General features: G+C 68.3%; 19 protein-coding genes and 4 pseudogenes. 10 read left to right on the top strand and 13 right to left on the bottom strand.

The genetic code is table 11. The features are described from left to right. The first annotated feature begins 217 nt into the window (after window positions 1-217). Window positions 218-946: a TetR family transcriptional regulator gene (locus ACWDR4_RS43540; protein WP_450416912.1), complete on the top strand. Its 729-nt coding sequence runs from the start codon at window positions 218-220 to the stop codon at window positions 944-946. Window positions 947-999: 53 nt separating this feature from the next. On the opposite strand, the gene ACWDR4_RS43535 is transcribed toward ACWDR4_RS43540, so the two are convergent. Next, complete coding sequence (locus ACWDR4_RS43535; protein WP_450416910.1) at window positions 1,000-1,602, bottom strand: TetR/AcrR family transcriptional regulator; 603 nt, start codon at window positions 1,600-1,602, stop codon at window positions 1,000-1,002. Between the two features lie 227 nt (window positions 1,603-1,829). On the opposite strand from ACWDR4_RS43535, the gene ACWDR4_RS43530 reads away from it, so the two are divergent. From ACWDR4_RS43530 to ACWDR4_RS43515, 4 genes are all read left to right on the top strand, one after another. Then, window positions 1,830-3,461, top strand: a complete 1,632-nt coding sequence (locus tag ACWDR4_RS43530) for an acyl--CoA ligase family protein (protein ID WP_450416908.1) — start codon at window positions 1,830-1,832, stop codon at window positions 3,459-3,461. 37 nt (window positions 3,462-3,498) lie between these two features. After that, the gene (locus ACWDR4_RS43525) at window positions 3,499-3,822 is read left to right on the top strand and encodes a hypothetical protein (protein WP_450416907.1); all 324 of its coding nucleotides are present in this window, start codon (window positions 3,499-3,501) and stop codon (window positions 3,820-3,822) included. Between the two features lie 372 nt (window positions 3,823-4,194). Next, on the top strand, window positions 4,195-4,998 hold the full coding sequence (locus tag ACWDR4_RS43520) for a ribonuclease domain-containing protein (protein ID WP_450416905.1): 804 nt from the start codon (window positions 4,195-4,197) through the stop codon (window positions 4,996-4,998). A 144-nt stretch (window positions 4,999-5,142) separates the two neighbouring features. Continuing rightward, entirely contained in the window at window positions 5,143-5,613 is a 471-nt protein-coding gene (locus ACWDR4_RS43515; protein WP_450416903.1) for a barstar family protein, read from the top strand. Between the two features lie 17 nt (window positions 5,614-5,630). On the opposite strand, the pseudogene ACWDR4_RS43510 reads toward ACWDR4_RS43515, so the two are convergent. The 5 genes and pseudogenes from ACWDR4_RS43510 to ACWDR4_RS43490 form a co-directional block, all read right to left on the bottom strand. Continuing rightward, window positions 5,631-5,768 (bottom strand): annotated as a pseudogene (locus tag ACWDR4_RS43510) (MFS transporter); the annotation flags it as partial. Then, window positions 5,729-5,836, bottom strand: coding sequence for a hypothetical protein (locus ACWDR4_RS43505; RefSeq protein ID WP_450416917.1), 108 nt, complete (start codon window positions 5,834-5,836; stop codon window positions 5,729-5,731). The pseudogene ACWDR4_RS43510 and the gene ACWDR4_RS43505, both read right to left, overlap by 40 nt. A 148-nt stretch (window positions 5,837-5,984) precedes the next feature. Further along, a complete protein-coding gene (locus tag ACWDR4_RS43500; RefSeq protein WP_450416902.1) occupies window positions 5,985-6,863 on the bottom strand; it encodes a phytanoyl-CoA dioxygenase family protein in 879 nt (292 codons plus the stop codon). Window positions 6,864-7,515: 652 nt separating this feature from the next. After that, window positions 7,516-7,629: pseudogene (locus ACWDR4_RS43495) on the bottom strand (TetR/AcrR family transcriptional regulator); the annotation flags it as partial. Window positions 7,630-7,711: 82 nt separating this feature from the next. Then, on the bottom strand, window positions 7,712-8,560 hold the full coding sequence (locus ACWDR4_RS43490; RefSeq protein WP_450416901.1) for a helix-turn-helix domain-containing protein: 849 nt from the start codon (window positions 8,558-8,560) through the stop codon (window positions 7,712-7,714). A gap of 65 nt (window positions 8,561-8,625) precedes the next feature. Between ACWDR4_RS43490 and ACWDR4_RS43485 the strand changes: the two are divergent. Next, window positions 8,626-9,034, top strand: a pseudogene (locus tag ACWDR4_RS43485) (SDR family oxidoreductase); the annotation flags it as partial. Window positions 9,035-9,047: 13 nt separating this feature from the next. Here ACWDR4_RS43485 and ACWDR4_RS43480 read toward each other — a convergent pair. The 3 genes from ACWDR4_RS43480 to ACWDR4_RS43470 form a co-directional block, all read right to left on the bottom strand. Continuing rightward, window positions 9,048-9,635: an adenylate kinase gene (locus ACWDR4_RS43480; RefSeq protein ID WP_450416899.1), complete on the bottom strand. Its 588-nt coding sequence runs from the start codon at window positions 9,633-9,635 to the stop codon at window positions 9,048-9,050. 108 nt (window positions 9,636-9,743) lie between these two features. After that, window positions 9,744-11,240: a flavin-containing monooxygenase gene (locus ACWDR4_RS43475; protein ID WP_450416897.1), complete on the bottom strand. Its 1,497-nt coding sequence runs from the start codon at window positions 11,238-11,240 to the stop codon at window positions 9,744-9,746. A gap of 174 nt (window positions 11,241-11,414) precedes the next feature. Then, window positions 11,415-12,656 (bottom strand): serine hydrolase domain-containing protein, encoded by a 1,242-nt coding sequence (locus ACWDR4_RS43470; protein WP_450416896.1) that lies wholly within the window; start codon window positions 12,654-12,656, stop codon window positions 11,415-11,417. A 352-nt stretch (window positions 12,657-13,008) separates the two neighbouring features. Here ACWDR4_RS43470 and ACWDR4_RS43465 point away from each other — a divergent pair, with 352 nt between their 5' ends. Further along, window positions 13,009-14,472, top strand: a complete 1,464-nt coding sequence (locus ACWDR4_RS43465; RefSeq protein ID WP_450416894.1) for an APC family permease — start codon at window positions 13,009-13,011, stop codon at window positions 14,470-14,472. A gap of 48 nt (window positions 14,473-14,520) precedes the next feature. Here the strand turns inward: ACWDR4_RS43465 and ACWDR4_RS43460 are convergent, their stop codons facing one another. Beyond that, complete coding sequence (locus tag ACWDR4_RS43460) at window positions 14,521-15,192, bottom strand: TetR/AcrR family transcriptional regulator (RefSeq protein ID WP_450416892.1); 672 nt, start codon at window positions 15,190-15,192, stop codon at window positions 14,521-14,523. A gap of 125 nt (window positions 15,193-15,317) precedes the next feature. Here ACWDR4_RS43460 and ACWDR4_RS43455 point away from each other — a divergent pair, with 125 nt between their 5' ends. The 3 genes from ACWDR4_RS43455 (at window position 15,318) to ACWDR4_RS43445 (ending at window position 18,375) form a co-directional block, all read left to right on the top strand. Continuing rightward, on the top strand, window positions 15,318-16,058 hold the full coding sequence (locus tag ACWDR4_RS43455) for an SDR family NAD(P)-dependent oxidoreductase (protein WP_450416890.1): 741 nt from the start codon (window positions 15,318-15,320) through the stop codon (window positions 16,056-16,058). Between the two features lie 71 nt (window positions 16,059-16,129). Then, window positions 16,130-17,329: an acyl-CoA dehydrogenase family protein gene (locus tag ACWDR4_RS43450; RefSeq protein ID WP_450416888.1), complete on the top strand. Its 1,200-nt coding sequence runs from the start codon at window positions 16,130-16,132 to the stop codon at window positions 17,327-17,329. Continuing rightward, complete coding sequence (locus ACWDR4_RS43445; RefSeq protein WP_450416886.1) at window positions 17,326-18,375, top strand: phosphotransferase family protein; 1,050 nt, start codon at window positions 17,326-17,328, stop codon at window positions 18,373-18,375. Before ACWDR4_RS43450 ends, ACWDR4_RS43445 begins: the two co-directional genes overlap by 4 nt. 488 nt (window positions 18,376-18,863) lie before the next feature. Here ACWDR4_RS43445 and ACWDR4_RS43440 read toward each other — a convergent pair whose 3' ends face one another. The 3 genes and pseudogenes from ACWDR4_RS43440 to ACWDR4_RS43430 all read right to left on the bottom strand — a co-directional run bounded on the left by ACWDR4_RS43440 (window position 18,864) and on the right by ACWDR4_RS43430 (window position 22,091). Then, window positions 18,864-19,466, bottom strand: a complete 603-nt coding sequence (locus ACWDR4_RS43440; protein WP_450416885.1) for an Rv1733c family protein — start codon at window positions 19,464-19,466, stop codon at window positions 18,864-18,866. A gap of 31 nt (window positions 19,467-19,497) precedes the next feature. After that, a pseudogene (locus ACWDR4_RS43435) lies at window positions 19,498-20,209 on the bottom strand (CBS domain-containing protein). A 163-nt stretch (window positions 20,210-20,372) separates the two neighbouring features. Next, window positions 20,373-22,091, bottom strand: coding sequence for a GAF domain-containing protein (locus tag ACWDR4_RS43430; protein ID WP_450416883.1), 1,719 nt, complete (start codon window positions 22,089-22,091; stop codon window positions 20,373-20,375). Window positions 22,092-22,392: the final 301 nt, after the last annotated feature.

Here is a 22,392-nt window from a genome sequence, read left to right as displayed (position 1 = left end):
GCCGCGGCGTACGGCAAGATCTTCGCCTCGGCCAGGGAGCGGATCGCGTCGCGGAGCATGTCGTGCTCCTCGGACGGGCGGTACAGGTCGAAATCGCGGCCCATGGGCACACCCTTCGCGACGATCAACAGGAATGGCACTCAGTACCCCATAATAAGGGTACTCAGTGCCACTTTCAATGCCGTGACGCCTGAGAGCGGGTGTTATGTTCCACATCATGAGCGAGGAGCGGGGCAGGCACCCTGACGCCGGCGGGGCCGCAAAGCCCGCGATGCGGGAGTCCCTCATCGCGGCGGCATTCCAGCTGTTCCTGGAGCGCGGATTCGAGCAGACCACGATCGACGACATCGTCACGCTCGCGGGGGTGGGCCGCAGGTCCTTCTTCCGCTACTTCCCTTCCAAAGAGGACGTGGTCTTCCCCGACCACGAGCGCTGCCTGACAGACATGACCGAGTTCCTCCAGCAGCAGAGCCCTGATGGCGATCCCGTGGCGCACGTCTGCGACGCCGCCCGACTCGTACTGCGCATGTATGCCGAGAACCCTGCCTTCTCCGTGCAGCGTTACCGCCTGACGAAGAAAGTGCCCGGCCTCCGCGCCCACGAACTGTCCGTGGTGTGGCGGTACGAGCGCACCCTCGCCGAGCATCTCCGTGCCCGATACGCCGCCCGGCCGGACGGAACGCTGCGCGCCGACGTCATCGCGGCGTCCGTGGTCGCCGCCCACAACCACGCTCTGCGCTCATGGCTCCGCTCCGGCGGCCGAGGTGACGCCATCAGCGACGTCGACCACGCGCTCGACCATGTGCGCGACACCTGGAGCGAGGACCCGGCAGGACGCGGAGTCGACGGCCAGGACGAGGAAGACGTGATCGTGCTCATCTCCAGGCGCAAGGCGCCGATGTGGCGGGTCATCCGGGGAATCGAGGCCGCGCTCGACGAGGCGTGACGGCACTGAGTACCCCTTAACGGGGAATTCAGTACCCTGCTAGCTCAATAAGACTACTTCCGCCCTCGTCGCGACTCCACGAGCAGTTCGATTGCCTCCCCCGCCAGGGCGATATCGGCATCCAGCCGGGCGCGGTCGCCGTATCCGTGCCATTGCAGACAAAGACCATCAAGATGCGAGGCCACCATTCGGGCCAGCGGCTCCACGAGTTCCGCGTCATCGTCGTCCTCCAGAGCCTTACGCAGCACGTCGGCGAACCGGTCGATGAAGAGATCGTAGGCCCGGGTGGCCAACCCCGGATGCGTGTCCTCCTGCCGCAGCGCCCACATGTACAGGTCGAACTGCGCACGCGCGTAGCCGTCGTTCTCCAAGTACCAGTCCATCGTGGTGACCAGGAGAGACGCCGCAGTCCCCCCCAGGCCGGAGCTCTCCTTGCTCGCGCCGATCCGTTCGAGCAATTGATCTGAAGCGTGTTCAAAAACGGCGAAAAACAGCTGCTCCTTGGTATGGAAAACGTAATGCAGAGTAGCCAGAGGCGCTTGGGCCGCGTCGGCGATACGACGAGTCGTCGCACCGCGCACTCCACGCTCCCCAATCACCCGCACCGTTGCCTCGATGTAGTCCTGTCGGCGCTGATCCATGGGAACCCGAGCCATCCGAGGACCTCCCTGATCTTTTGTCTGAGTCATATGAACGAGTCGCTACGTAGTCTAGACGTCTACCGTCCGCGACGAGCAGAACCATGTCCGGATCAGGCAGGCGACCTCCACGTCCTCCGGCCGGGCGAGGACTCGATCCTTTGACTTGATCACTTGACCATAACCTCGAGTGCTGAATACGGTGATGACCGCTGTCTCTTGCCGCTGCTGCCAGGAGGACGTTCATGAACGCCGTCTCCCACACTCCGTTGACGCCGCTGTCCTTCCTGGACAGGACGGCCCGCGTATGGCCCGACAAGCCGGGAGTCGTCTACGGGAGCAGGAGCCTGAGCTACGGCGAACTCGCCACCGAGGCGACCCGCGTAGCCCAAGCCCTTCGCGCGAGCGGTGTGCAGGACGGCGACCGAGTCGCCTACCTCATGCCGAACCTGCCCGAGATGCTCGTCGCGCACTTCGCGGTACCGCTGGCCCGAGCCGTGCTTGTCGCCGTCAACACCAGGCTCTCCGCCGAGGAGATCGCCTACATCCTCGACCACTCCGGCGCGAAGGTACTGGTCACTGACTCGGCGTTCCTCTCCACGGTCGCCTCCGCCGTCCAGGACCTCACGACGGTCACCGAGGTCATCGTGTTCGAGGACACCGAGGCGGGGGTGGGCACGGAGGCTGTTGCGAGCGCGGCTGTCGGATCACGGCTGGTGAGCTACGCCGACTTCACGGCCCGTGGTTCCGGCGACCCCATGGACTGGTCGGTCGAGGACGAACTCGCGCCGATCTCCATCAACTACACCTCGGGAACGACCGGCCGCCCCAAGGGGGTCGTCTACACCCACCGGGGCGCCTACCTGAACTCCTTCGGGGAGATCGTCCACTCCTCCCACCACCAGGACAGCGTCTATCTGTGGACGCTGCCCATGTTCCACTGCAACGGCTGGTGTACGCCGTGGGCGGTCACCGGTATCGGCGGGACCCACGTGTGTCTGCGCGAGGTGCGGGGCGACGCGATCTGGCAGCAGATCCGCAAGCACCGGGTCACCCATCTCAACGGCGCACCGACGGTGGTCACCACGATCCTCAACGCCGTGGAGGCGGGTCCCCTCGACTACCGGCTCGTGATCACCACCGCGGGCGCACCGCCGAGCCCCACGACGATCCTGCAGATGGAGCGGATGGGCTTCGGGATCGTGCATGTGTACGGACTGACCGAGACCTACGGCCCGTACTCCGTCTGCCAGACCCAGCCGCAGTGGTCGGCTCTCGCACCGGAGGAGAGGGCTGCGGCCCAGGCCCGCCAGGGCGTCGGAATGATCCAGACCGAAGGCCTGCGCGTCGTGGACGAGCGCATGGTGGATGTGCCGGCCGACGGCAGCACGATGGGCGAGATCGTGATGCGCGGCAACAACCTCATGGTCGGCTACCACCTCGACCCGGAAGGCACGGCCAAGGCCTTCCGCGGCGGGTGGTTCCACAGCGGCGACCTCGGCGTCATGCACCCCGACGGCTACGTGGAGTTGCGCGACCGTGCCAAGGACGTGGTGATCTCCGGCGGCGAGAACATCTCCACCATCGAGGTGGAACAGGCCCTGATGAGCCACGAGGCGGTCCTCGAGGTCGCCGTGGTCGGAGTACCGGACGAGAAGTGGGGCGAGCGGCCGAAGGCGTTCGTCGTACTCAAGGCGGGCCTGCGGGCCACCGAGGCAGAGCTGATCGAGCACGTGCGAACGAAGATCGCCCGCTACAAGGCTCCACGGAACGTCGACCTCGTGACCGAACTGCCGAAGACCTCGACCGGGAAGATCCAGAAGTTCGCCCTGCGCGAGCCGGAGTGGGCCGGCCACACTCATCGCGTGCACGGCTGATCCGGAGGAGCCGGTGATCATGTGGTTGTCGAGACCCATGAGAACCGAGCGAGACCGTGCCTGCCTCTGCACCATCGCCCATGCCCCGCAGGCGGTTCTGGGTGTTCTCGCCTTCCCGGCCGGCGCCGCACACGGCCACGGCTCGGCGCCTGCTCCAGCGTGTGAGGACGACTCCAAGGTCCCCGCCGGCAACCTGTCCCGCATCATGGCCAGCCCGCGCAACCTCGCCATCAGCGCCTTCCGCCAGAACGGCGAGCCCGACATCGCCGGACAGATCCGTTGCCTCGACCGGTTGACCGGTCGAGGCAACAGTGATGAACGGACGTACCAGGACGCGTGCATGAGGCTCGCCGAATGGTGATCTCGAACAGACTTCCAGCCAACCAAAGAGCCACGCCCGATACCGTCTCCGGCTCGTTTCACGGTCTTCCCGCCCATCAAGGATGTGAGCACGGACACGGTGGGCGCTGGTTCACCCTCACCCCTCCTGACCAGGCCACCAGACTCTGCGTTTAACAGGAAACCTGATATTACCGATGGGTCGGGATGTTTGACCCTGGCGGCCTGTGCGCCCCCTGAGAAGACTCACCGTGCGGCACGCGATCGCCGGTGATCAAGCCGCACACACATCGCCCGGACAGCTGTCGGGAAGCGGGAACCCACCCGTGAGACCCCCTCCGTCCGGGCGAATTTGACGACCCGTCATGGATCTGCCCACGAAGGAGTCCATCGCATGACTTCGGAGCTGACCACAGTCGCCGAGCCTGTCGGCGGCCATCGCCACAAACGCCGTTCCCGCTGGCTCAGCGGGAAGTTCCTGGCCTTCTTCCTCGCCATCGCGACCGTCCTCGGAGGCGTGACCCTGCTGACGACCGAGTCGCAGCAGAAGGCGAGCGCCGCCGTGGACGACGGCAACGGCTTCACCTTCCCCGGCCGTCTGGACGAGATGGTCGCGTTCTGGGCCACCAAGGCCTGGCCGACGAACAAGGCCACGTCCTCGGAACAGGACCAGAACGGCAACACCGCCTTCATGTATCGCGGCGGCAACTACGGCGACCGGGACGGCCAGCTCACGGCGTACATCCAGGCCAACTTCCCCAACGCGCTGACGCCGACCTTCAACGAGTACGACATCGACTTCCGGCCCACCCGGAGGACGCAGCGCAACGCCGACCGAATCGTTCGTGACTCGACCAACGGTTTCATCTTCTTCACCGACGACCACTACGCCAACTTCCACCTCTACGCCTACCAGAACCTCCCTGACGTGGACGACGCCCAGCCGGCGATGCCCGACAACACCTTCACGGTCGACAACTCCCTCACTCCGGTGGCGGAGGAGACCGCCGGCGACCCGCCCGCGGGCGGCGATCGCGGCGGCACACCGGACCCGCTCGTCTTCACGCCCGTCGAGGACCCGGACTTCGAGGTACAGAACAATGATCCGCTGGAACAGGCCGACGAGAGGGGTGACCTGATCTACACGCAGATCGGCGCCTTCCTGCTCGGCGCCCTGCTGCTGATCGGCAGCGGGTGAGAATCGGGACCGGGACCGAGCGCTGATCGCACGCGCCCGGCGACAACGCGCCGAACAACGGGGTGCTCCGCGGTACCTTCCTCCGCGGAGCACCCCGTCAGCCCTGGGCCCGTAGCCCCCTTGAGCCATCACCGAGGACGCGTCATGCACTGGCTGGAACCGACCCTGGACGAACCACCGGGAGGAGCCCTTCCCCTGGTGATCCGCGGCGCCGACTGCCGTACGAGGGCGGAGCTCTTCTCCGAATGGGCCCGGGCCCTGGATTTCCCCAGGTACTTCGGGCACAACTGGAACGCCTTCCACGACTGCCTCTCGGAGAAGGCGCTGTGGCACTCCGACCCCGACGGGCCGCCCCCCACACGGCCTCTGACGCTCCTGGTCGAGAACGCCGCCCAGCTCCTCGCGGACGCGCCTCCCTCGGAACTCCAGCTCCTGTTCCAAACCCTCGCCGAAACCGCCGCAGTCGCCGACGACGACGAGGACGCCGGCGTGTACCCGGACGGCTTCAGGATCCACGTGCTGCTGCACGACACCCCCGACCAGCTCCGTGCCCTCGCCCAGCGCGTCCAGGCCACGGGCCTGCGTCTCTCGAACCCCCTGGACCAAGCCACCTGAGCTTGAGCTCGGGCGCCGAACTCGCGTTCCCGGGTTTCCGGCAACGCCAGCAGGCACAGCAGGCAGAGGCCGCCCGCGCAGAAGCCGAGGACCAGCGGGGATTCCCAGTGGCTGTTCAGCCAGGTGGCGACCGACGGAGCGAAGTCGCCACCGACTGCTCGAAGCCCACGTGGCCAATAACCCGGCCGTCGCTCTGCTCGGCGGCGAAACGCTCTTCGGTCAGGCCGACCGGACTTGGTCAGGACGGCGCCGTAGCGCGCCGCGCCGGCCGTACGCCGGATCCATACCGGGCCGGACCGCGCAGATCCCGCCCATGCCGGAAACGATCAGGACGACCTCGTAATGGCCGCCCGCGTCGAGCCGGCCGGAAACTAGAACGCCGCCGCGGCCTGGGCGGAGGACGGGTCGTCCTCAAGCACGTAGTGCGGGTCGGTCATCACACCGTTGACCTCGATCCAGCCCATGAACGGCGGGCTCGCCTCGTAGCCGAGGAGGCGCTGGACACGGTCGGGCAACTGCTTGACGACGTCGAGGGGAACAGAGAGGTACTGGTTCTCCTCCTGCCGGAGGTAGGCCAGGTCGAGGGTCAGGGTCAGCCCGGTCCGGGAGATGTCGGTGTTGTTGGTGCCGCCTGCGTGGTAGGTCGCTCCCAGCCAGATCAGCGCGGATCCCGCCGTCATCTCGGTCGGGACCGTCTCCTCCTGGCGGGGGCCGCGCTCGTCGTCCCACAGGTGGCTGCCGGGGATCACCAGGGTCCCGCCGTTGTCAGCGGTGAAGTCGGTGACGGCCAGCATGATCTGCACCCGGGCCTGGCGACCGCCCGCCGGGTGGCGCCACTGCCAGACCGCGTCATCCCGGTGCAGCGGCTGAGAGCCCTCGCCGGGGTGGATGTCGATGAGCTGCGTCACGCCGATCTGGATGTTCGGAACCAGCTCCGCGCGCTCATCGCCGAACCACACCGGGGTCGGGATCTGGAGGTAGCGCTCCGCGGCACCGTAGAACAGCGGGTGGGTGATGAGGTCAGCCATGCGAGGACTGTGCTTGAACAGGGCCGCGAGTCGACGCGTCTTGGCTCCGGCGAAGTCGTCCTGCCCCCAGCCGACCCGCTCCAGTTCCGGCAGGAGGTCGGCCTTGATCGCGGCGAGGAGCTCGCTGTCGATGAAGTCCTTCACGATCACACCGCCGTCGCGCGCGATCACGTCGCACACGTCATCCACGGTCGTGGTCGGTTCGAGTGTGGTGAGACCCATGGTGTTGCCCTCACAAGTTCAACGATGTTGTTCGCCCGGGCCCAGTGCGGCGACGTGGAGGGCGAGAGAGGTCGACGGCGCAGCGCGCACTACATACGGATCAAATGACCAAGTCATCTGATCCGATCGTGGCCTGAGGATGAACGGATGTCAACAGCCCATGGGCACGCATCCCGCACTCCGCCAGCCGGCCACGTCCGTGGTGGGCGCCCGGCCGCCACGACCCCGGCTCCGCGCGGCCTGGAGTCCATCGCGGGGAGCCCCAGGTGGAGCACACGCCGCCGGCCCGGGCCCCGTCTCCGCGACACGAGGTCGGCGCGTCGTCGGATGCCGAGGCAAGGGACGAGAGGCTGCCGATCACTTCGCGGCGGCGACCGGCTCCACGAGATGGCGGCCGACCGGGAGCCCGGGCATGAATGTCATCAGCACGGTCGCGATCTGCTCCGGGTCCGCCGTGGGCGGCACATGTCCCCCGTCGCGCCGGCGCCGGGCCAGCTCGACCAGGCTGTCGCGCGTGCTCAGGCAGAAAGACCGGGTTGCGTCCTTCGAGTTCGGGACCTCTCAGTGCCTCGCCCCACGCCGGGATCGTGATGCGGCTCGGATCGTACGACTGTCCCTCGCCCCGGTCGCGGGCGACGGGGTCGTCCTTGCTGCGAAAACAGCGGTAGGCGGCGCTGGAGTACATGCCGGTCGCGGCGATGACGCCATCCGTCTGCTTGGCGTGGAAACCGTTGCGGGAGAAGCAACTCCAGGCGCTGGTGAGGATGAGGATGTGGCGCCGCCGTTCTTACCGGCGCGCCTCGCTCAGACAGGGCATGACCCCGCCCTGAACGCGAACGGTGGTTCCGTCACAGGAGAGCGGCGGAAGCCTGTCGATCATCGAGCAGCCGCGCGGTGCAGAGCAGGACCAGGCGGTCGGCATCCGTGGTGCCGGGCTCGGCGGTGCCGACGAGCAGGGACTGGCCTGGCGCGTCCTGGACCTCGAAGGTCTGGTAGGAGAGGGTCAGCTTCCCCGCCGCAGGGTGGTGAAAGGTCTTGGTCCTGCTGCCGAGCCGGTTGACATCCTGGTGTCCCCAGAGTTCCGCGAACTCGGCACTCTCGGCGCGGAGTTCATCGATCAGGGCCGCGAGCCGGGGATCGTGGCGCTCATGGCCGTACGCGAGCCGCAGCGCGGCGACGGTGTCACGCGCCACACTGCCCCAGTCCGCGAACAGAGTGCGTGCCGCGGGGTCGCAGAAGAGGGATCGGGCCATGTGGCGCGGGTCTGCGAGAGGGGAAAGCAGTGCGGCGGCCGGCGCGTTCGATGCGAGAACGTCCAGACGGCGGTTGACCACGTAGGCGACGGCCGCCGGGAAGCCGTCCATCAGTCGCTGTAGTTCAGGTGCCACCCTCTCGCGGTCGAGGTCGGGGGCTTCCTGTTTCGGTACCAGTCCGGCCAGGCGGTAGGCGTGCCAGCAGGCGTCGGAGTCCAGGCGCAGGGCGTGCGCGAGGGCGTCGATGACCTGGCCGGAGGGGTGTCGTTCGCGGCCCTGTTCCAGACGGGCGTAGTAGTCGGCGCTGACCCCGGCCAGCACGGCGACCTCCTCGCGCCGCAGCCCGCTGACGCGGCGGCCCGTGGAGCGGGGAAGTCCCACGTCCTGCGGGCCGAGGCGGGAGCGACGCACCCGCAGGAATTCCCCCAGTTCGTTGGCGCTCATACCTGGATCGTACGCCGCCGCTTCCTAGGAGTACGGCACCCAGGAAACCCCTTCCTGCCACTTGCGCGGGATCGAGCACATACGGCCGCGTCGATATCCTGGTCAACAACGCTGGCGTGATGCCCCTCTCCCGCCTGGACGCACTGCGCACTGCGCACTGCGCACCGACGAGTGGGACCGCATGATCGACGTCAACCTACGCGGAGTCCTGCACGGCATCGCCGCCGTCCGCGCGCTGTCGGAGGCCTGCGCCAGGAGAGCCGGGACCTGCGGGTCACCGTGATCAGCCCCGGCCTGACCCGAAGCGAACTGACCGACACCATCAACGACCAGGACACCAAGGACGCGGTCACCGGCCAAATGGGCATCGCCATCCCCGCCGCCGCGATCGGCGAAGCGATCCACTACGCCATCACCCAGCCCGCCGATGTCGACGTGAACGAACTCGTCATCCGCCCCACCGCCCGAGGATGAGCCGTACGCCATGTCAAGGTCGCGCGGCACTCTCGTCCTGGCTCGCTACGAGGCCCCGTTCCTTCAAGGCCGTCAGCACCCGTTCGCTGATCTGCTCGGCGGAGCCGACGGCCTGGATCGTCAACAGCCTGGCTGCGTAGTGGGCAAGGAGCGGGGCGGTCTGGTTGCGGTAGATCTGTTGCCGGTTCCGGATGACCTCCTCGGTGTCGTCCGCGCGGCCGCGGCTCAACAGCCTGCTCACCACGACGTCTTCGGGGGCGGTGAACTCCAGAACGGCGTCGATCCCGCCATCCGTGTCGGGAAGCATGGCCCCAAGTTCCTCCGCCTGCCGCACAGTTCGCGGGAAGCCGTCGAGAAGGAAGCCCCGTTGAGCGTCCGGTTCCGCCAGCCGCCTGCGGATCATCTCGCCCGTGATGTGATCGGGGACCAGTTCACCCGTGTCGAGATACCGCTGGGCGTCCTGCCCCAGTGCTGTCCGACGGCTGACGTGTTCGCGGAACAGATCGCCGGTGGAGATGTGAGGGATACCGAAATCCTTGCGGAGGATGGCCGCCTGGGTGCCCTTGCCTGCACCAGGAGGGCCGATGAGCACAAGTCGCATCTGCGTACGGGTACCTTCCGATCAAGCCGCATCCATGACATGCCGGTACGGCGTCGCTCATGCCCAGTGGGGCGGGTTCCATCATCAACAGGCCCGGCCTGTAAGTGTCTACTCGGTCCCGCTCATCGTCGCCTCCCCCGTGAACCGATAGTCACCGGGCTTGAACCGCTTCGTCTGCCACCAGTAGGAGACTGTCGTACCCGGCCACAGCGTGTCGATGCGGCCGTCCGCCGACTGGTACCAGCTGCGGCAACCGCCGGATACCCAGACGGTCTTCTTCATCGACCGCTGAGTCTTGCCGTAGGCGCTCGCCTGAACCTCCGGGCGCAGTTCGAGAGCCCCTCTCCCCTTCCCGCGCGCGTGCTTGATCGCGCCGACGATGTAGCGGGTCTGAGCCTCGATCATGAACACCATCGAGTTGTGCCCGAGTGCGGTGTTCGGGCCCAGCATCATGAAGAAGTTCGGGAACGCCGAGGTCGCGATGCCGAGCTTCGTGGCGGCGCCGTCCCTCCAGGCGTCCGAGATCTCGACACCGTCCCGCCCGAACACCTTCATCGGGGCGAGGAAGTCGGTGGCGGCGAAGCCGGTGCCGAAGACGATCGTGTCGACCCGGCGCGGTGAGCCGTCCGCCGCGACGACCGCGTCCGTCGTGATCTCGCGCAGGCCGGTCGTGACCAGTTCGACATTGCCGCGCTGAAGCGCGGGAAACCAGTCGTCCGAAACGAGGCGGCGCTTGCACCCGGGGGCGTAGTCGGGCGTCAGCGCGGCCCGCATCGTCTCATCGGGTACGGACTCCTTGAGGAAGTCCAGTGCTCGCTGCCGGTAGCGCTCGACGACCTTGGGATGTCCGAGGAACCCCCGGGCCAGCGTCTCGAACTCCCAGTACGTCGCCCAGCGCCGCAGCCGCTGCACGAGGGGCAACCGACCGTAGAGCCGGCGCCGGCTCGCGGGGATCTCCGCATCGCCGCGAGGCGTCACCCAGTGCGGTGACCGCTGGAACACGTAGAGCTGCTCGGCCTGTTCGGCCAGGTGGGGAACGAACTGAACCGCACTCGCACCTGTGCCGATCACCGCGACATGGCGTCCGGTGAAGTCGTGGTCGTGGTCCCACTGGGCGGAGTGGAACGTCTTTCCGTCGAAGGTCTCCAGGCCGGAGATCTCGGGCACCACCGGCTTGCTCAGCACTCCGGTAGCGTTCACGACGAACCTGCCCCGGATCGACTCACCCGCCGCGGTGACCACGGTCCAGGTACCGGTCGTGTCGTCGAAGCGCATCTCCTCCACCTCGACCCCGAACCTGAGGTGCGGGCCCAGTTCGTAGACGTCCACCACTTGCCGCAGGTAGGCGTGGAGTTCGTCCCAGGACGGGAAGTGCCGTGTCCAGTCCGGGTTCTGGCGGAAGGAGTAGGAGTACAGCACGCTCGGTACGTCACAGGCGGCGCCCGGGTAGGTGTTGTCCCGCCAGGTGCCGCCGACGTCCGCGTCCTTCTCCAGAATGACGAAATCGTCGATCCCGGCTTCCTTGAGCTTGATGGCGGCGCAGAGCCCGGAGAAGCCCGAGCCCACGATGACGACCGTGGAATGGTCGCCTTGGAGATGAGTCATGACCGTCCTCTGTCGACTGAGGGCCAGGGATGGTGTCCTCCGAGCCGCGGCTTCCGGTGGGACCGACGGCGAGGACTTCTGATCAAATGACCTGATCGTACGATCAGGATGCGTGCCGCACTTCCGCGTGTCAATGCCCGGAGAACACCGGGAGCAGCGGCGGTCGGCCCCGGCCTAGCCGCCGAGCGCGTCGCGCAGCGCCGCGAGCAGTCCCGCGACGCGCGGATCCGGGCCGCCGGTCATCTCCGTCTTCAGCAGGTTCTGCACATACCCGAAGCCGACCCGGGCATCACGGTCGGCGAACCCGAGTGCCCCACCGACACCCTCGTGCCCGAAGGAACTCCCGGACAGCATCGGCAGCCCCGCGGCGGGCAGCATGAACCCGCTGCCGAACCTCGCGTCCAGTCCGGTCACCCGGTCTCGCCCAGCGCTTCGCTCGGCGGTCGCGGCCGTGACCATGTCCTCGCCCAGCAGCCTCAGCCCGTCCACTTCACCGACACAGGAGGCATAGAGCCGAGCCACGGAGCGGGCATTGGTGATGCCGTTCGCGGCCGGAAGCGATGCCCGGCGGACGCTCGGGGTGTTCCACTCGTCGGCATCGGGCGTCCTCAGCACACCGTTGACGGTCATCGCCCGGGTCAGCAGCGACGACAGGCCCCCCGGTACTCTCCGGTCGCCGCCGATCGCTCGCCTCAGCTCCGGATCGGGAATCCTCTCCGCGAGCGAGGGGTCGGGCGAGGCCGCGGGGCGCCCGGACAGCGGGTCGTCGACCAGAGCGGCGACTCGGTGCTCCACACCGTCGGGCAGACCGATGAAGAAGTCGAGACCCAGCGGACCGGCGATCTCGCCGGCGAACAGGTCCTGGACGATCCGGCCGGTGGCACGTCGAACCACCTCGTCGAGAAGCCAGCCGTACGTCAGGGCGTGGTAGCCGAAGTCGGTGCCCGGCACCCAGAGAGGTTCCTGCTCGGCGAGTGCTCGCGCCGCGACGCCGTACGCGAGGATCTCCGCACGAGTGAACCGGCCGTCGAGAACCGGCAGTCCGGCCTGATGAGCGAGGATCATCCGGACCGTGACACCGTCCTTCCCCTGGCTCGCGAAGGCCGGCCAGTAGCGGGCGACGGGGGCGTCCAGGTCGAGCTCCCCCCGGCCGGCCAGCAGACAGCAGAGGATCGCCGTGGCACCTTTCGTCACGGAGTACGCCAGCCCGACCGTGTCCGCGCGCCACCGCTGCCCGGTGACGACATCGGCGAGCCCGCCCCACAGGTCGACCTTCAGCTCACCGTCGACATAGACCGCGCAGGACGCCCCCACCTCGCCGCACTGCGCAAAGTTCCGGTCGAACGCCTCCCGGAGCGGCTCGAAGCCCGGTGCGACGAACCCCTCCGAGGACGTGGTCTGCGGCTGAATCGACATGACGCTCCTTGCGGCGACTCGGGCGCCCACCGGTCCGGGACGCGGGCCGAAGCCTGCACAGCCGACACCTGCCGCACCGACGGACACGGGATGCACAGACCCCTTGCGGGGCGGCGAACGCCATCGTAATCTAATGACCTGATCAGATGACCAACTAGTGGTCCACTGTGGAACGGCCTCACCAGGCTGTCAACCCACCCCCGGAAGCAGACCCGCACTCTCCATTCCGGTCCCCAGAATTCGTGGATTTTCTCGAAAACCTTGACAGGCCGCTTCAGTAGCCCATTACTAGGCCGACAAGATTCGCCAATGCCTCAGTCGGGGGGCGGGGCCATCACCAGAGAGTGTGCACATGAGTTCTGTGTCAGCGGCGAATGAGCCGAAAACTCCCACAGCATCGTCACCCCAGGAACCACAGCTCCGAGGAAATCTCGGCACCGCTCATCTGCTCTTCACGGTGCTCGCCTTCAATGCCCCGCTCGCGATCGTCGTCGGGTTTCTCCCGGTGGTCATCGGCTACGGAAATGGCCTCGGCGCGCCCATGGCGTTCGTCGCCGCAGGCGCGATCATCGCCCTCTTCGCCGCCGGATTCACCGCCATGGCCCGGCACTTGCCGAATCCGGGAGGCTTCTACGCCTACATCACCGCAGGCCTCGGCCGGGTCGCGGGCCTGGGATCCTCGTTCGTCGCGTTGCTCGGCTACTACTTCATGGTCATCGGCAGCTACGCGTACGGCGGCCTCGTACTGGAATCGCTCGTGCACGACACCTATCACGGACCCGATATCAAGTGGTGGGTGTGGGGTCTCTTCCTGCTCGCGATCGTCGGAACGCTGGGCTATCTCAAGCTCGACCTCTCAGCAAAGATTCTTTCCGCGCTTCTGGTGTGTGAGATCGTCGTCGTCCTCGTGTATGACGCCTGTGTCGTGTTCCAGGGAGGCGCTTCAGGTCTCGGCACTTCTTCATTCACCCCGCACGCCATATTCTCCGGCTCGATCGGCATCGCCCTTCTTTACGGCATCACCTGCTTCGGCGGATTCGAGGCGACCACCATCTTCCGCGACGAGGTACGGAATCCCGACCGCACGATTCCGCGAGCGACGTATCTCGTCATCGGCCTCGTCACCGTCCTGTACGCGGGCGGCGCTTGGGTGATGATCCAGGCCGTGGGCACCGACAAGGTCGTGGCCGCCGCGGCCACCGACCCCACCGGGTCGTTCATCTCGAGCCTGGAGACATACAGCGGACGCGTCACCGTGGACATCGTGACCGTGCTGCTGAACACGAGCATCTTCGCCGCACTGTTGTCGGGCCACAACATCACGTCGCGCTACATGTACAACCTCAGCGCGGACCGCATCCTGCACCGTTCCCTCAGCCGCGTGCACGGCCGGCACGGCTCCCCGCACCGCGCGTCCCTCACCATGACCGTCCTGTCGCTGCTCGGGCTGGCCCCCTTCGTCGCCCTCGGGACGGACCCCTCCAAGCTGTACGCCGTACTCGTCGGCATCTTCGGCTACGCGCTCATCGTCCTGCTCCTGGTCACCGGGATCGCCGTTCCCATCTACCTCAGGCGGAACCGGGTGGCCGGCGCGAATCCATGGAACTCGGTCATCGCTCCCGTCCTCGCGCTCGCCGGCCTCGCCGTCTCCGTGGTCCTGGCGACCCAGAACTTCAACCTGCTGATCAGCGGCTCTCAGACACTCGCCAACACGATGTTCGCGGTGGTGTACGGAACCTTCGCGGCGGGCGTCGTCCTGGCGCTCGTCTACCGGAAGACCAAGCCCGAGGTGTACGCCCGCATCGGCCGACAGTAGGAGTGGACAAGAACGGTACGTGTGCCGACGGCAGCGGCACACGTACCGTCATGCGTCGGCGGTCGCCGCACCGCCCGGCGACCGGCCGGTGAGCATCCGAATCGCGTAGTCGGCGTAGGTGTACGCGATCCGCTCGGCGCCATGCGGTCCATCCGGACGGAACCATGCCGAGACCCCCATGCCCATGTCGAGAATCGCGTACGAGGCGAGCCGGGGTTCCGCGACCGTGAAGTCACCTTCGGCACACCCCCGTTCGATGACGGTGCGCAGTCCCCGCTCATAGGTCTGGCGCAGCCGCAGCACCTGGTCGCGGTAGGGCTGCTCCAGGTTCCCGATCTCACGGTTGCCGACGAACGCCTGTTCACGATGTGCCGCGTGATAGCGGACATGCGCCTCGACGATCCGCCGCAGTTGCAGGGACACGTCACCGCCGGCGTCGAGCGCCGCCTGCTGGTCGGCGATCAGCGCCCGCATCGTCTCGACCATGATCTCCCCGAGCAGCACCTGCTTCGAGGTCACATGGCGGTACAGGCTCGGACCGCGGATGCCGATCGCCGCGCCGATGTCGGACATCGTCGTCGCACGGTAGCCACGTTCGGCGAACAGTCGCAGCGCCGCCGCGGAGATCGTCCGCGCGTCGACGGTCTGCTGCCTCTGCGGCAGGTCGGCATTCCGTCCCGCCCAGCGCGACCCGTCTTCGTCATGAAGCGCCTCATCCATGAGGTGAGGGTATCTGCTACTGATCGTTAGCAGCAGCGATGTGGCTTATGACTCATGACCCTTGACAGCTCTCTGATCAAACGATCAGGATCTGAGCTAATGTCCATTAGCTCAGAAGGAGCGGCATGACAGTCCGGCGTACCGCGCTCGTCACCGGCGCATCTCGCGGAATCGGCAGAGCCATCGCGGAGCGGCTCGCGGAAGAGGGATTCGACCTCACCCTGTCCGCTCGCGCTGACGGGCCGCTCAAGGACACCGCCGACCAACTGCGCACCCATGGCGGCCGGGTGGAGACCGCATCCGCGGACATGGCGGACCCGGAGCAGGTCGAGGCCCTGGCCGACACTCATCTCCAACTGCACGGACGCATCGACGTCCTGGTGCTGGCCGCCGGTATGGGAACAGGCGGCGAGCTGGCCGCCTACCCCCTCACCAAGCTCGACACCATGATGGCGGTGAACCTCAGGAGCAACTTCCAGCTCACCCAGCGACTCCTGCCCGCCCTCCGCACGGCCGGATCCGCGCCGTCCGGACCGGGGGCGAAGATCATCGCCATCGCTTCGATCACGGGAATCGTGAGCGAGCCGGGCCTGGCGGCGTACGGCGCCACCAAGGCGGCCCTGATCTCCCTCTGTGAATCGATCACGACCGCCGAGGGCGCCCGGGGTGTGAGCGCGACGGCGCTGTCACCCGGGTACGTCGACACCGACATGGCGGCCTGGGTGCACGACCGCGTCGACCCCGCCACGATGATCCAGGTCTCGGACATCGCGGAACTCACCGTGGCGCTGTGCCGCCTGTCGCGCTATGCCGCGGTGCCCAACATCGTGGTCACCCGGCCCGGAGAGACGCTGTGGCGCGCATGACCGCCGCCGGGGAAACCGGGGCCGGATTCGGCCCGGGCAACGACATGACGAGCCGGACGGAGTCACCGTAGATGTCCTTCGATTTCTCACCCGCACCCAGAGTCGTGGAGTGGCGCGACAGGATCGCCGAGTTCGTGACGGACGTGGTCGTCCCTCGCGAGCAGGAGGCGTTCGCGAACGGCCTGAGCGACGGTCTGCGCCAAGAGCTGCAACAGGCGGCGAAGGCCGCCGGGATCTGGGCGCCACAGGCACCGGCCGACCTCGGCGGAGGCGGCTTCCGCTTCGACGAGGCGGCCGTCCTCCTGGAAGAGGCCGGCACCAGTCTGCTCGGCCCGCTCGCCCTCAACTGCGCGGCCCCGGACGAGGGCAACATCCACCTGCTCAACGTGGTGGCCACACCCGCTCAGCGGGAGAAGTACCTCGTCCCGCTCGTCAACGGTGACATCCGCTCCTGCTTCGCGATGACCGAGCCCCCGCCCGGAGCGGGCTCCGACCCGTCAGCCGTACGCACCCTGGCTACCAAGGTCGCCGGTGGCTGGAGCATCTCGGGTGAGAAGCATCTGATCACGGGAGCCGAAGGCGCCGCTTTCACGATCGTGATGGCGCGCGACGGCGAGAGCGGCGGGGCCACCATGCTGCTGGTCGACACCGACACCCCCGGTTTCGCGGTGAAGGAGCACGCCCGCACCATCGACTCGACCATGGTCGGCGGACACTGTCGGGTGCTGTTCGAGGACGTGTTCGTGCCGGACGACGCCGTGCTCGGCGAGCCCGGGCTGGGCTTCCGGTATGTGCAGGTCAGGCTGGCTCCCGCCCGTCTCACCCACTGCATGCGGTGGCTCGGTGCCGCCCGGCGCGCGCACGAGATCGCGCTCTCCCGTGCGGTCGGCCGGGAGTTGTTCGGGCAGCGGCTCGCCGACCTCGGGATGGCGCAGCAGATGATCGCCGACAACGAGATCGACCTGGTCGCGGCCCGGGCCCTGTTGTGGCAGGCCTGCTGGGAGGTGGCCGAGGGCGGCAGGGGCACCGAGTCTTCGTCGCGCGCGAAGGTGTTCATCAGCGAGGCCGTCGGACGCGTCGTCGACCGCTCGGTGCAGCTCGCCGGCGGACTGGGCACCAGCGAGGACCTGGTCATCGGCCGTATCTACGCCGATATCCGCGCCTTCCGTATCTACGACGGAGCCTCGGAGGCGCACCGAATGTCGATCGCCAGGCGGGCCGCGCGCCGTGTCGGCGGTACCGCCGAACACGAAAGCGGGGTCCGGTCATGAGCACCGATCTGCCCGGCCTGCCGGCCGCGAACATCGAGAAGTGGCTTCAGGAAACGCTGCCGGACCTGCTGGACGGCGGCCCATGGCAGGCCGAGCTGATTTCCGGCGGGCTGTCGAACATCACCTACCGGCTGCGCCTCCCCCACGGAACCGTCATCCTCCGACGGCCGCCGCTCGGTCAAGTGCTCCCCAGCGCGCACGACATGAAGCGTGAGTACCGCGTCCAGACCGCGCTCGCGGGGACCGATGTGCCCGTCCCCCGGACGCTTGCGCTCTGCACGGACCCCGAGGTCCTCGGCTGTCCCTTCTACGTCATGGCCGAGGTGCCCGGGGCGGTCCTGCGCACAGCGGAGGACTCCGCCGGGCTCAGCCCCGAGGCACGCTCGGCGCTGACCGACGGTCTGGTGAACACCCTCGCGGGCCTGCACAGCATCGACCCTTCGAGCGTCGGCCTGGCGGACTTCGGACGGCCACACGGCTACTGCGCACGCCAGATCTCCCGGTGGGGCCAGCAGTGGCGCCGCTCGCACACGCGTGAACTCCCGGACATGGACGTACTCCTGAACCGACTCTCCGACCATGTGCCGGAGAGCTCCGGCGCCTCGATCGTGCACGGCGACTACCGCCTCGACAACACCATCGTCGACCTGGACGGCACGCCCCGCATCGTCGGCGTCCTCGACTGGGAACTCTCCACGCTGGGCGACCCGTTGGCCGATCTGGCCATGACGCTGACCTACTGGCACGACCACGACGACGCGGACCGCGAGCTGATTCCCGTCGCGGTGGGTGTCACCACGCAGCAGGGCTTCCCCGCCAGTTACGAAGTGGCCGAGAAGTACGAATGGTTGACCGGCCGGGACCTGAGCCTCCTGCCGTTCTACATGGCCTTCAGCGCGATGAAACTCGCCGTGATTCTCGAGGGCGTACACGCCCGGTACATCGGCGGCCAGACCGTGAGCGACGGCTACGAAGGCGCCGGGGCGGCGGTCCCGGTCCTGGTATCGAAGGCCCTCCGCGAACTGCGCGTGCTCGGGCGGGCGTAGGCAGCGGTACGGCCACGGGGCGGGAGCGTGCCGGTTGCCGCGGCGCAGGTCGGCGACGCCCTGGAAGAGGCCACAGTCCACAAGTACGCGGGCGTGGTCGCTCTCGACAAGGAACTTGCTCCCCGTGACCGTGCCCACGGCGCCGAGCAACGTGAGCAGCGCCGGGCGCGGCCGTGCGATCGACGGAGCCTCTGCATGGGAGGTGGCCATGGTCATGGCGTGGATCTCCTCGATGTCCGGTCTCCGTGGGATCTGGGCCGGTCGACCCTGGCGTCCCTGCCCGTCCTGGTGGTGCGGTGGAGGTGGCGGGAAGGACCCGGCAGAGGCGCGGAGGAGCAGCCGAGGAAGCCGCGCACCGCGCAATCAGGATCCGCGAGAAGCGGGTGGCGTCCTTCCCGCCCCGTCGTGTCCGGGCCCTGCCCGCACCGCTCCGTGTGCCGCTCCCAGGGCTCGGTGCGGCCGACCAGGGCTGTACTGGCCGCCGCCGGTCATCCTTTGCCTCCGCTGAGATTCCGCCACTGCGGGCCGACGCGCTTCCACTCCGCGTCCCACTCCACCAGGCGTCGGCGCAGCAGGCCCTTGCGTACCAGCCATCCGCCGGCGAGCACCGCGGAGCCGGTGCCGGACGCAACGAGCAGCCCGGTGCCGACCACTTCCAGCTTCGCCTCCGTCGCCGTGGGCGGCTCGGCGACCAGAGCACCGGTGCTGTCGGCCCACGCCGTCACGCGGGTGCCCGCCGTGGCCTCGGGTTCGACCTTCGTCCGTGCCGTGTGCGTGACGCCGTCGACGGTCGTCCAGCGGACCTGGGCCCACACCTTGCCGTCGTCGAATCCGGTCGTGGTCGGCGGAATCCTCGAAGCGTCCTCGGCGAGCACGACGGTGACGGTGTGCACGGCCGCCCGACGCTCGGTCAGGCCCTGGTCGGCACCCTCCGCAGCCGTCTGACCGGCGAAGGCCGCGCCCAGGAGGGCCAGAGTCCACGTAGCGAACACGATCCTGGCTTCGACGACGTCACTGTGGCGTCGTAGGGCATTGTGCCGCCATCGCCACAACCGCACTCGTGTCACCTTCGCCCGATGTGTCCTGGCCATGGACTCGACACCTCCTCCAGTGCCGTCACGGTCACAGCACGGTGCCGGGACCGCCGGCCCATCCGGACCGGGCGTTGTCGGGGAGAGACGGATCGAGGTCCGAGTCGCGGAGTGGGCCGCACAGTGCGCAGTCGACGTCCACGACGCCTTCCACCGCCCGCACCAGCCTCGTCACGACAGGGACGAGGGACGTCCCGGACCCGGCCGGTGAGCGTCACGACCCCGTCGTGCACCTCCACCCGGGTCGGCTCGACCGACGCGGTGAAGAAGCGCGCCACGATGTCCCGGCGCACTTCATCGGCGATCTCCGCGTCGTCCCGCAGGAACACCTTGAGCAGGTCGGTGCGGCTGACGACGCCCTGCAGCACGCCGTCGCCGTCGACGACCGGCAGCCGCTTGAGGTTGTGCCGCGCCATGATGCGTGCGGCCCGGGCCACGGTGGCGTCGGCGTACACGGTGACGGCTGGGGCAGTCATCAGCTGTTCGGCGGCCACCGCGTCGGCCTTGGCCAGGTCGGGGCGGCCTCGCGAGCGCGCGTACCGGTCCGGGTCGCCGTCCCGGAACATCTCCTTGGGGAGGAGATCGGCCTCGGACACCACGCCGACGACCCGGCGTTCTCCGTCCAGGACGGGGAGGGCGCTGACCTTCCAGCGCCGCATGGTCCTGGCGATGTCCTTGAAGGCGGCCCCCGCACGCAGGGCGACCACGGTGCGTGTCATCACGTCACTCACGAGGTAGGGCATGGCGTCCTCCAGGTGTTCGTGCCGTCCCGCGTCACCCTCCAGCCTCCGCCGCCGCCCCGGAGAGGGCATGGGCCCAATGGCCCTGTCCAGGGGCCCGAAGTCCTCTGTTCACCCTCGCGGGCGGAGAGCCGCTTCGGGCCCGGGCCGCCGTATGCCTCGGCCCTTACGGCTTCCGCGCCGGCACCCGCCATATCAGCGCGGTACCGCCGCCCTCGGGCGTCCCCAGTTCCAGTCTGCCGCCCAGTTGCTCGGCGCGCTCCGCCACGTTGCGCAGCCCGCTACGTCGGCCGTCGGCGGGGATGCCCACCCCGTTGTCGGTGACCGACAGCCGTACCTCGCGACCGTCCGTGGCCAGGAGTACGTCGGCGCGGCTCGCCCGGGCGTGCCGGGCGATGTTGGTCAGGGCCTCGGAAAGCACCGCCACCACGTGGTCGGCGATGTCCTTCGGCACGTCGGTGTCCAGCAGGCCCTCCATCCGGACACTGGGGGCGAAGCCGAGGACCGGGGCGGCCTCCCCGACGACCCGTACGGCACGAGCCCGCAGGCCGGCCTCTCCCGGACCCCCGCGGGTGCGCAGGCCGAAGATCGTCGACCTGATGATCTTGATGGTCTCGTCGAGGTCGTCGACCGCGCGCACCACGCGCTCCGCGGCCTCCTCGTGCTCGATGAAGCGGCCGGCGCTCTGCAACGTCATGCCGGTGGCGAACAGCCGCTGGATGGCCAGATCGTGCAGGTCGCGTGCGATGCGGTCCCGATCCATGAGCACCGCGACCGCCTCGGCGTCCTGGCGGCGTTCGGCCAGCTCCATCGCGACGGCGGCCTGTGCGGCGAAGGACTGCAAGGTCTCGGTCTCCGTCGCCGAGAACACCGGCTGACCGGCCTTTCGCGCCAGCAGGACCACGCCTCGTGGCCCCGCGTCTCCCGTGCCGATGGGCACTGCCACTGCGGGGCCGAGTCCGCCGAATCTCGGCGGCTCCAGGGAGATGCGTTCGTCGTGGGTGACGTCCGCGCTGGTGACCGGGGCGGCGCCGGAGAACGCCAGCCCCATCAGGCTCTTGTCCATGGCCAGTACGAGGCCCCGGTGTGCCTGGGCGTCCATCCCGACGGCGATCTCCACGGCGAGTGACTTGGTGTCCTCCATGGGCAGCGCGACCGCCGCCAGGGCGGATCCGGTGATCTCGCCGGCCCGTTCGGCGATCAGGGCGAGGACCTCGACGCTCTCGCCGCCGGACATCAGGCTGTGGGTGACCTCCGCGTTCGCCCGCAGCCAGCGTTCCCGCAGCCGGGACTCCTCGTACAGCCGGGCGTTGTCGATCGCGACGCCGGCCGCCACGGCGAGCGTCAGCGTGACCGACACGTCATCCTCGTCGAACTGGGCGCCGCCCCGCTTCTCGGTCAGGTACAGGTTGCCGAAGACCTGGTCGCGTACCCGGATCGGAACACCGAGGAAGGTGTTCATCGGCGGGTGGTGCGCCGGGAAGCCGTACGAGGCGGCGTGCTCGGAGATCTTCGCCAGGCGCAGCGGCTCCGGGTGGTGGATCAGCTCGCCCAGAATGCCGTGGCCCTCCGGATACGGGCCGATCCGCGCGATCTGCTCCTCGCCGACCCCCACGGTGTGGAAGGCGGACAGGCGCCTGCCGTCCGGTCCGATCACGCCGAGCGCCGCGTACTCCGCGTCGACCAGAACCGCGGCAGCCTCCACGATGCGGCGCAGGGCCTGCTCCAGATCCAGCTCCCGGCCGACCGACATCACCGCCTCCAGCAGGCTGTGCACCCTGTCCCGGGTGCCACGGGCCGCGTCCAGCCGCGACTGCAGCTCCTCCAACAGCTCGTCCAGCCGCAACTGAGGCAGCCGCACGCGAGCCTCCTCGGGGGTTTCCACCCTGCGTTCCTCCACGTCACCTCAGCGCACGGACGCCCATGGCCCGGCCATGTGTCACGGTAGTGGTCGGCCACGGGGTGCGGCAGCGAATCGAGCCGAGCACCCAGGCCCCCGTTCCGCGCTTCTGGTTCGTTCGACAGCGTGCTCGGCCTGCACTGCTGCCCCTGTGCGTCGCGTCCCACGACGGACCGCCTCGCAGCTGCCTGGGCCGACCGGCCCCAAGAAGGGGACCGACAGCACCTGCCCCTTCCGGTCCCGGCGGCCGGACGCTGGAGAGGTACCCAGCCCGCAGCCCACCGGA

The sequence above is a fragment of the Streptomyces sp. NPDC000878 genome (assembly GCF_053599695.1).
Note: the sequence above shows the minus strand (reverse complement) of the source record. Positions and strands in the feature narration are given on the sequence as shown.

Bases quoted from the DNA above. Each gene is read 5' to 3' on its own strand.
- ACWDR4_RS43540 (WP_450416912.1), top strand. From the start codon at position 218: ATGAGCGAGGAGCGGGGCAGGCACCCTGACGCCGGCGGGGCCGCAAAG.
- ACWDR4_RS43535 (WP_450416910.1), bottom strand. From the start codon at position 1,602: ATGGCTCGGGTTCCCATGGATCAGCGCCGACAGGACTACATCGAGGCA.
- ACWDR4_RS43530 (WP_450416908.1), top strand. From the start codon at position 1,830: ATGAACGCCGTCTCCCACACTCCGTTGACGCCGCTGTCCTTCCTGGAC.
- ACWDR4_RS43525 (WP_450416907.1), top strand. From the start codon at position 3,499: ATGAGAACCGAGCGAGACCGTGCCTGCCTCTGCACCATCGCCCATGCC.
- ACWDR4_RS43520 (WP_450416905.1), top strand. From the start codon at position 4,195: ATGACTTCGGAGCTGACCACAGTCGCCGAGCCTGTCGGCGGCCATCGC.
- ACWDR4_RS43515 (WP_450416903.1), top strand. From the start codon at position 5,143: ATGCACTGGCTGGAACCGACCCTGGACGAACCACCGGGAGGAGCCCTT.
- ACWDR4_RS43500 (WP_450416902.1), bottom strand. From the start codon at position 6,863: ATGGGTCTCACCACACTCGAACCGACCACGACCGTGGATGACGTGTGC.
- ACWDR4_RS43490 (WP_450416901.1), bottom strand. From the start codon at position 8,560: ATGAGCGCCAACGAACTGGGGGAATTCCTGCGGGTGCGTCGCTCCCGC.
- ACWDR4_RS43480 (WP_450416899.1), bottom strand. From the start codon at position 9,635: ATGCGACTTGTGCTCATCGGCCCTCCTGGTGCAGGCAAGGGCACCCAG.
- ACWDR4_RS43475 (WP_450416897.1), bottom strand. From the start codon at position 11,240: ATGACTCATCTCCAAGGCGACCATTCCACGGTCGTCATCGTGGGCTCG.
- ACWDR4_RS43470 (WP_450416896.1), bottom strand. From the start codon at position 12,656: ATGTCGATTCAGCCGCAGACCACGTCCTCGGAGGGGTTCGTCGCACCG.
- ACWDR4_RS43465 (WP_450416894.1), top strand. From the start codon at position 13,009: ATGAGTTCTGTGTCAGCGGCGAATGAGCCGAAAACTCCCACAGCATCG.
- ACWDR4_RS43460 (WP_450416892.1), bottom strand. From the start codon at position 15,192: ATGGATGAGGCGCTTCATGACGAAGACGGGTCGCGCTGGGCGGGACGG.
- ACWDR4_RS43455 (WP_450416890.1), top strand. From the start codon at position 15,318: ATGACAGTCCGGCGTACCGCGCTCGTCACCGGCGCATCTCGCGGAATC.
- ACWDR4_RS43450 (WP_450416888.1), top strand. From the start codon at position 16,130: ATGTCCTTCGATTTCTCACCCGCACCCAGAGTCGTGGAGTGGCGCGAC.
- ACWDR4_RS43445 (WP_450416886.1), top strand. From the start codon at position 17,326: ATGAGCACCGATCTGCCCGGCCTGCCGGCCGCGAACATCGAGAAGTGG.
- ACWDR4_RS43440 (WP_450416885.1), bottom strand. From the start codon at position 19,466: ATGGCCAGGACACATCGGGCGAAGGTGACACGAGTGCGGTTGTGGCGA.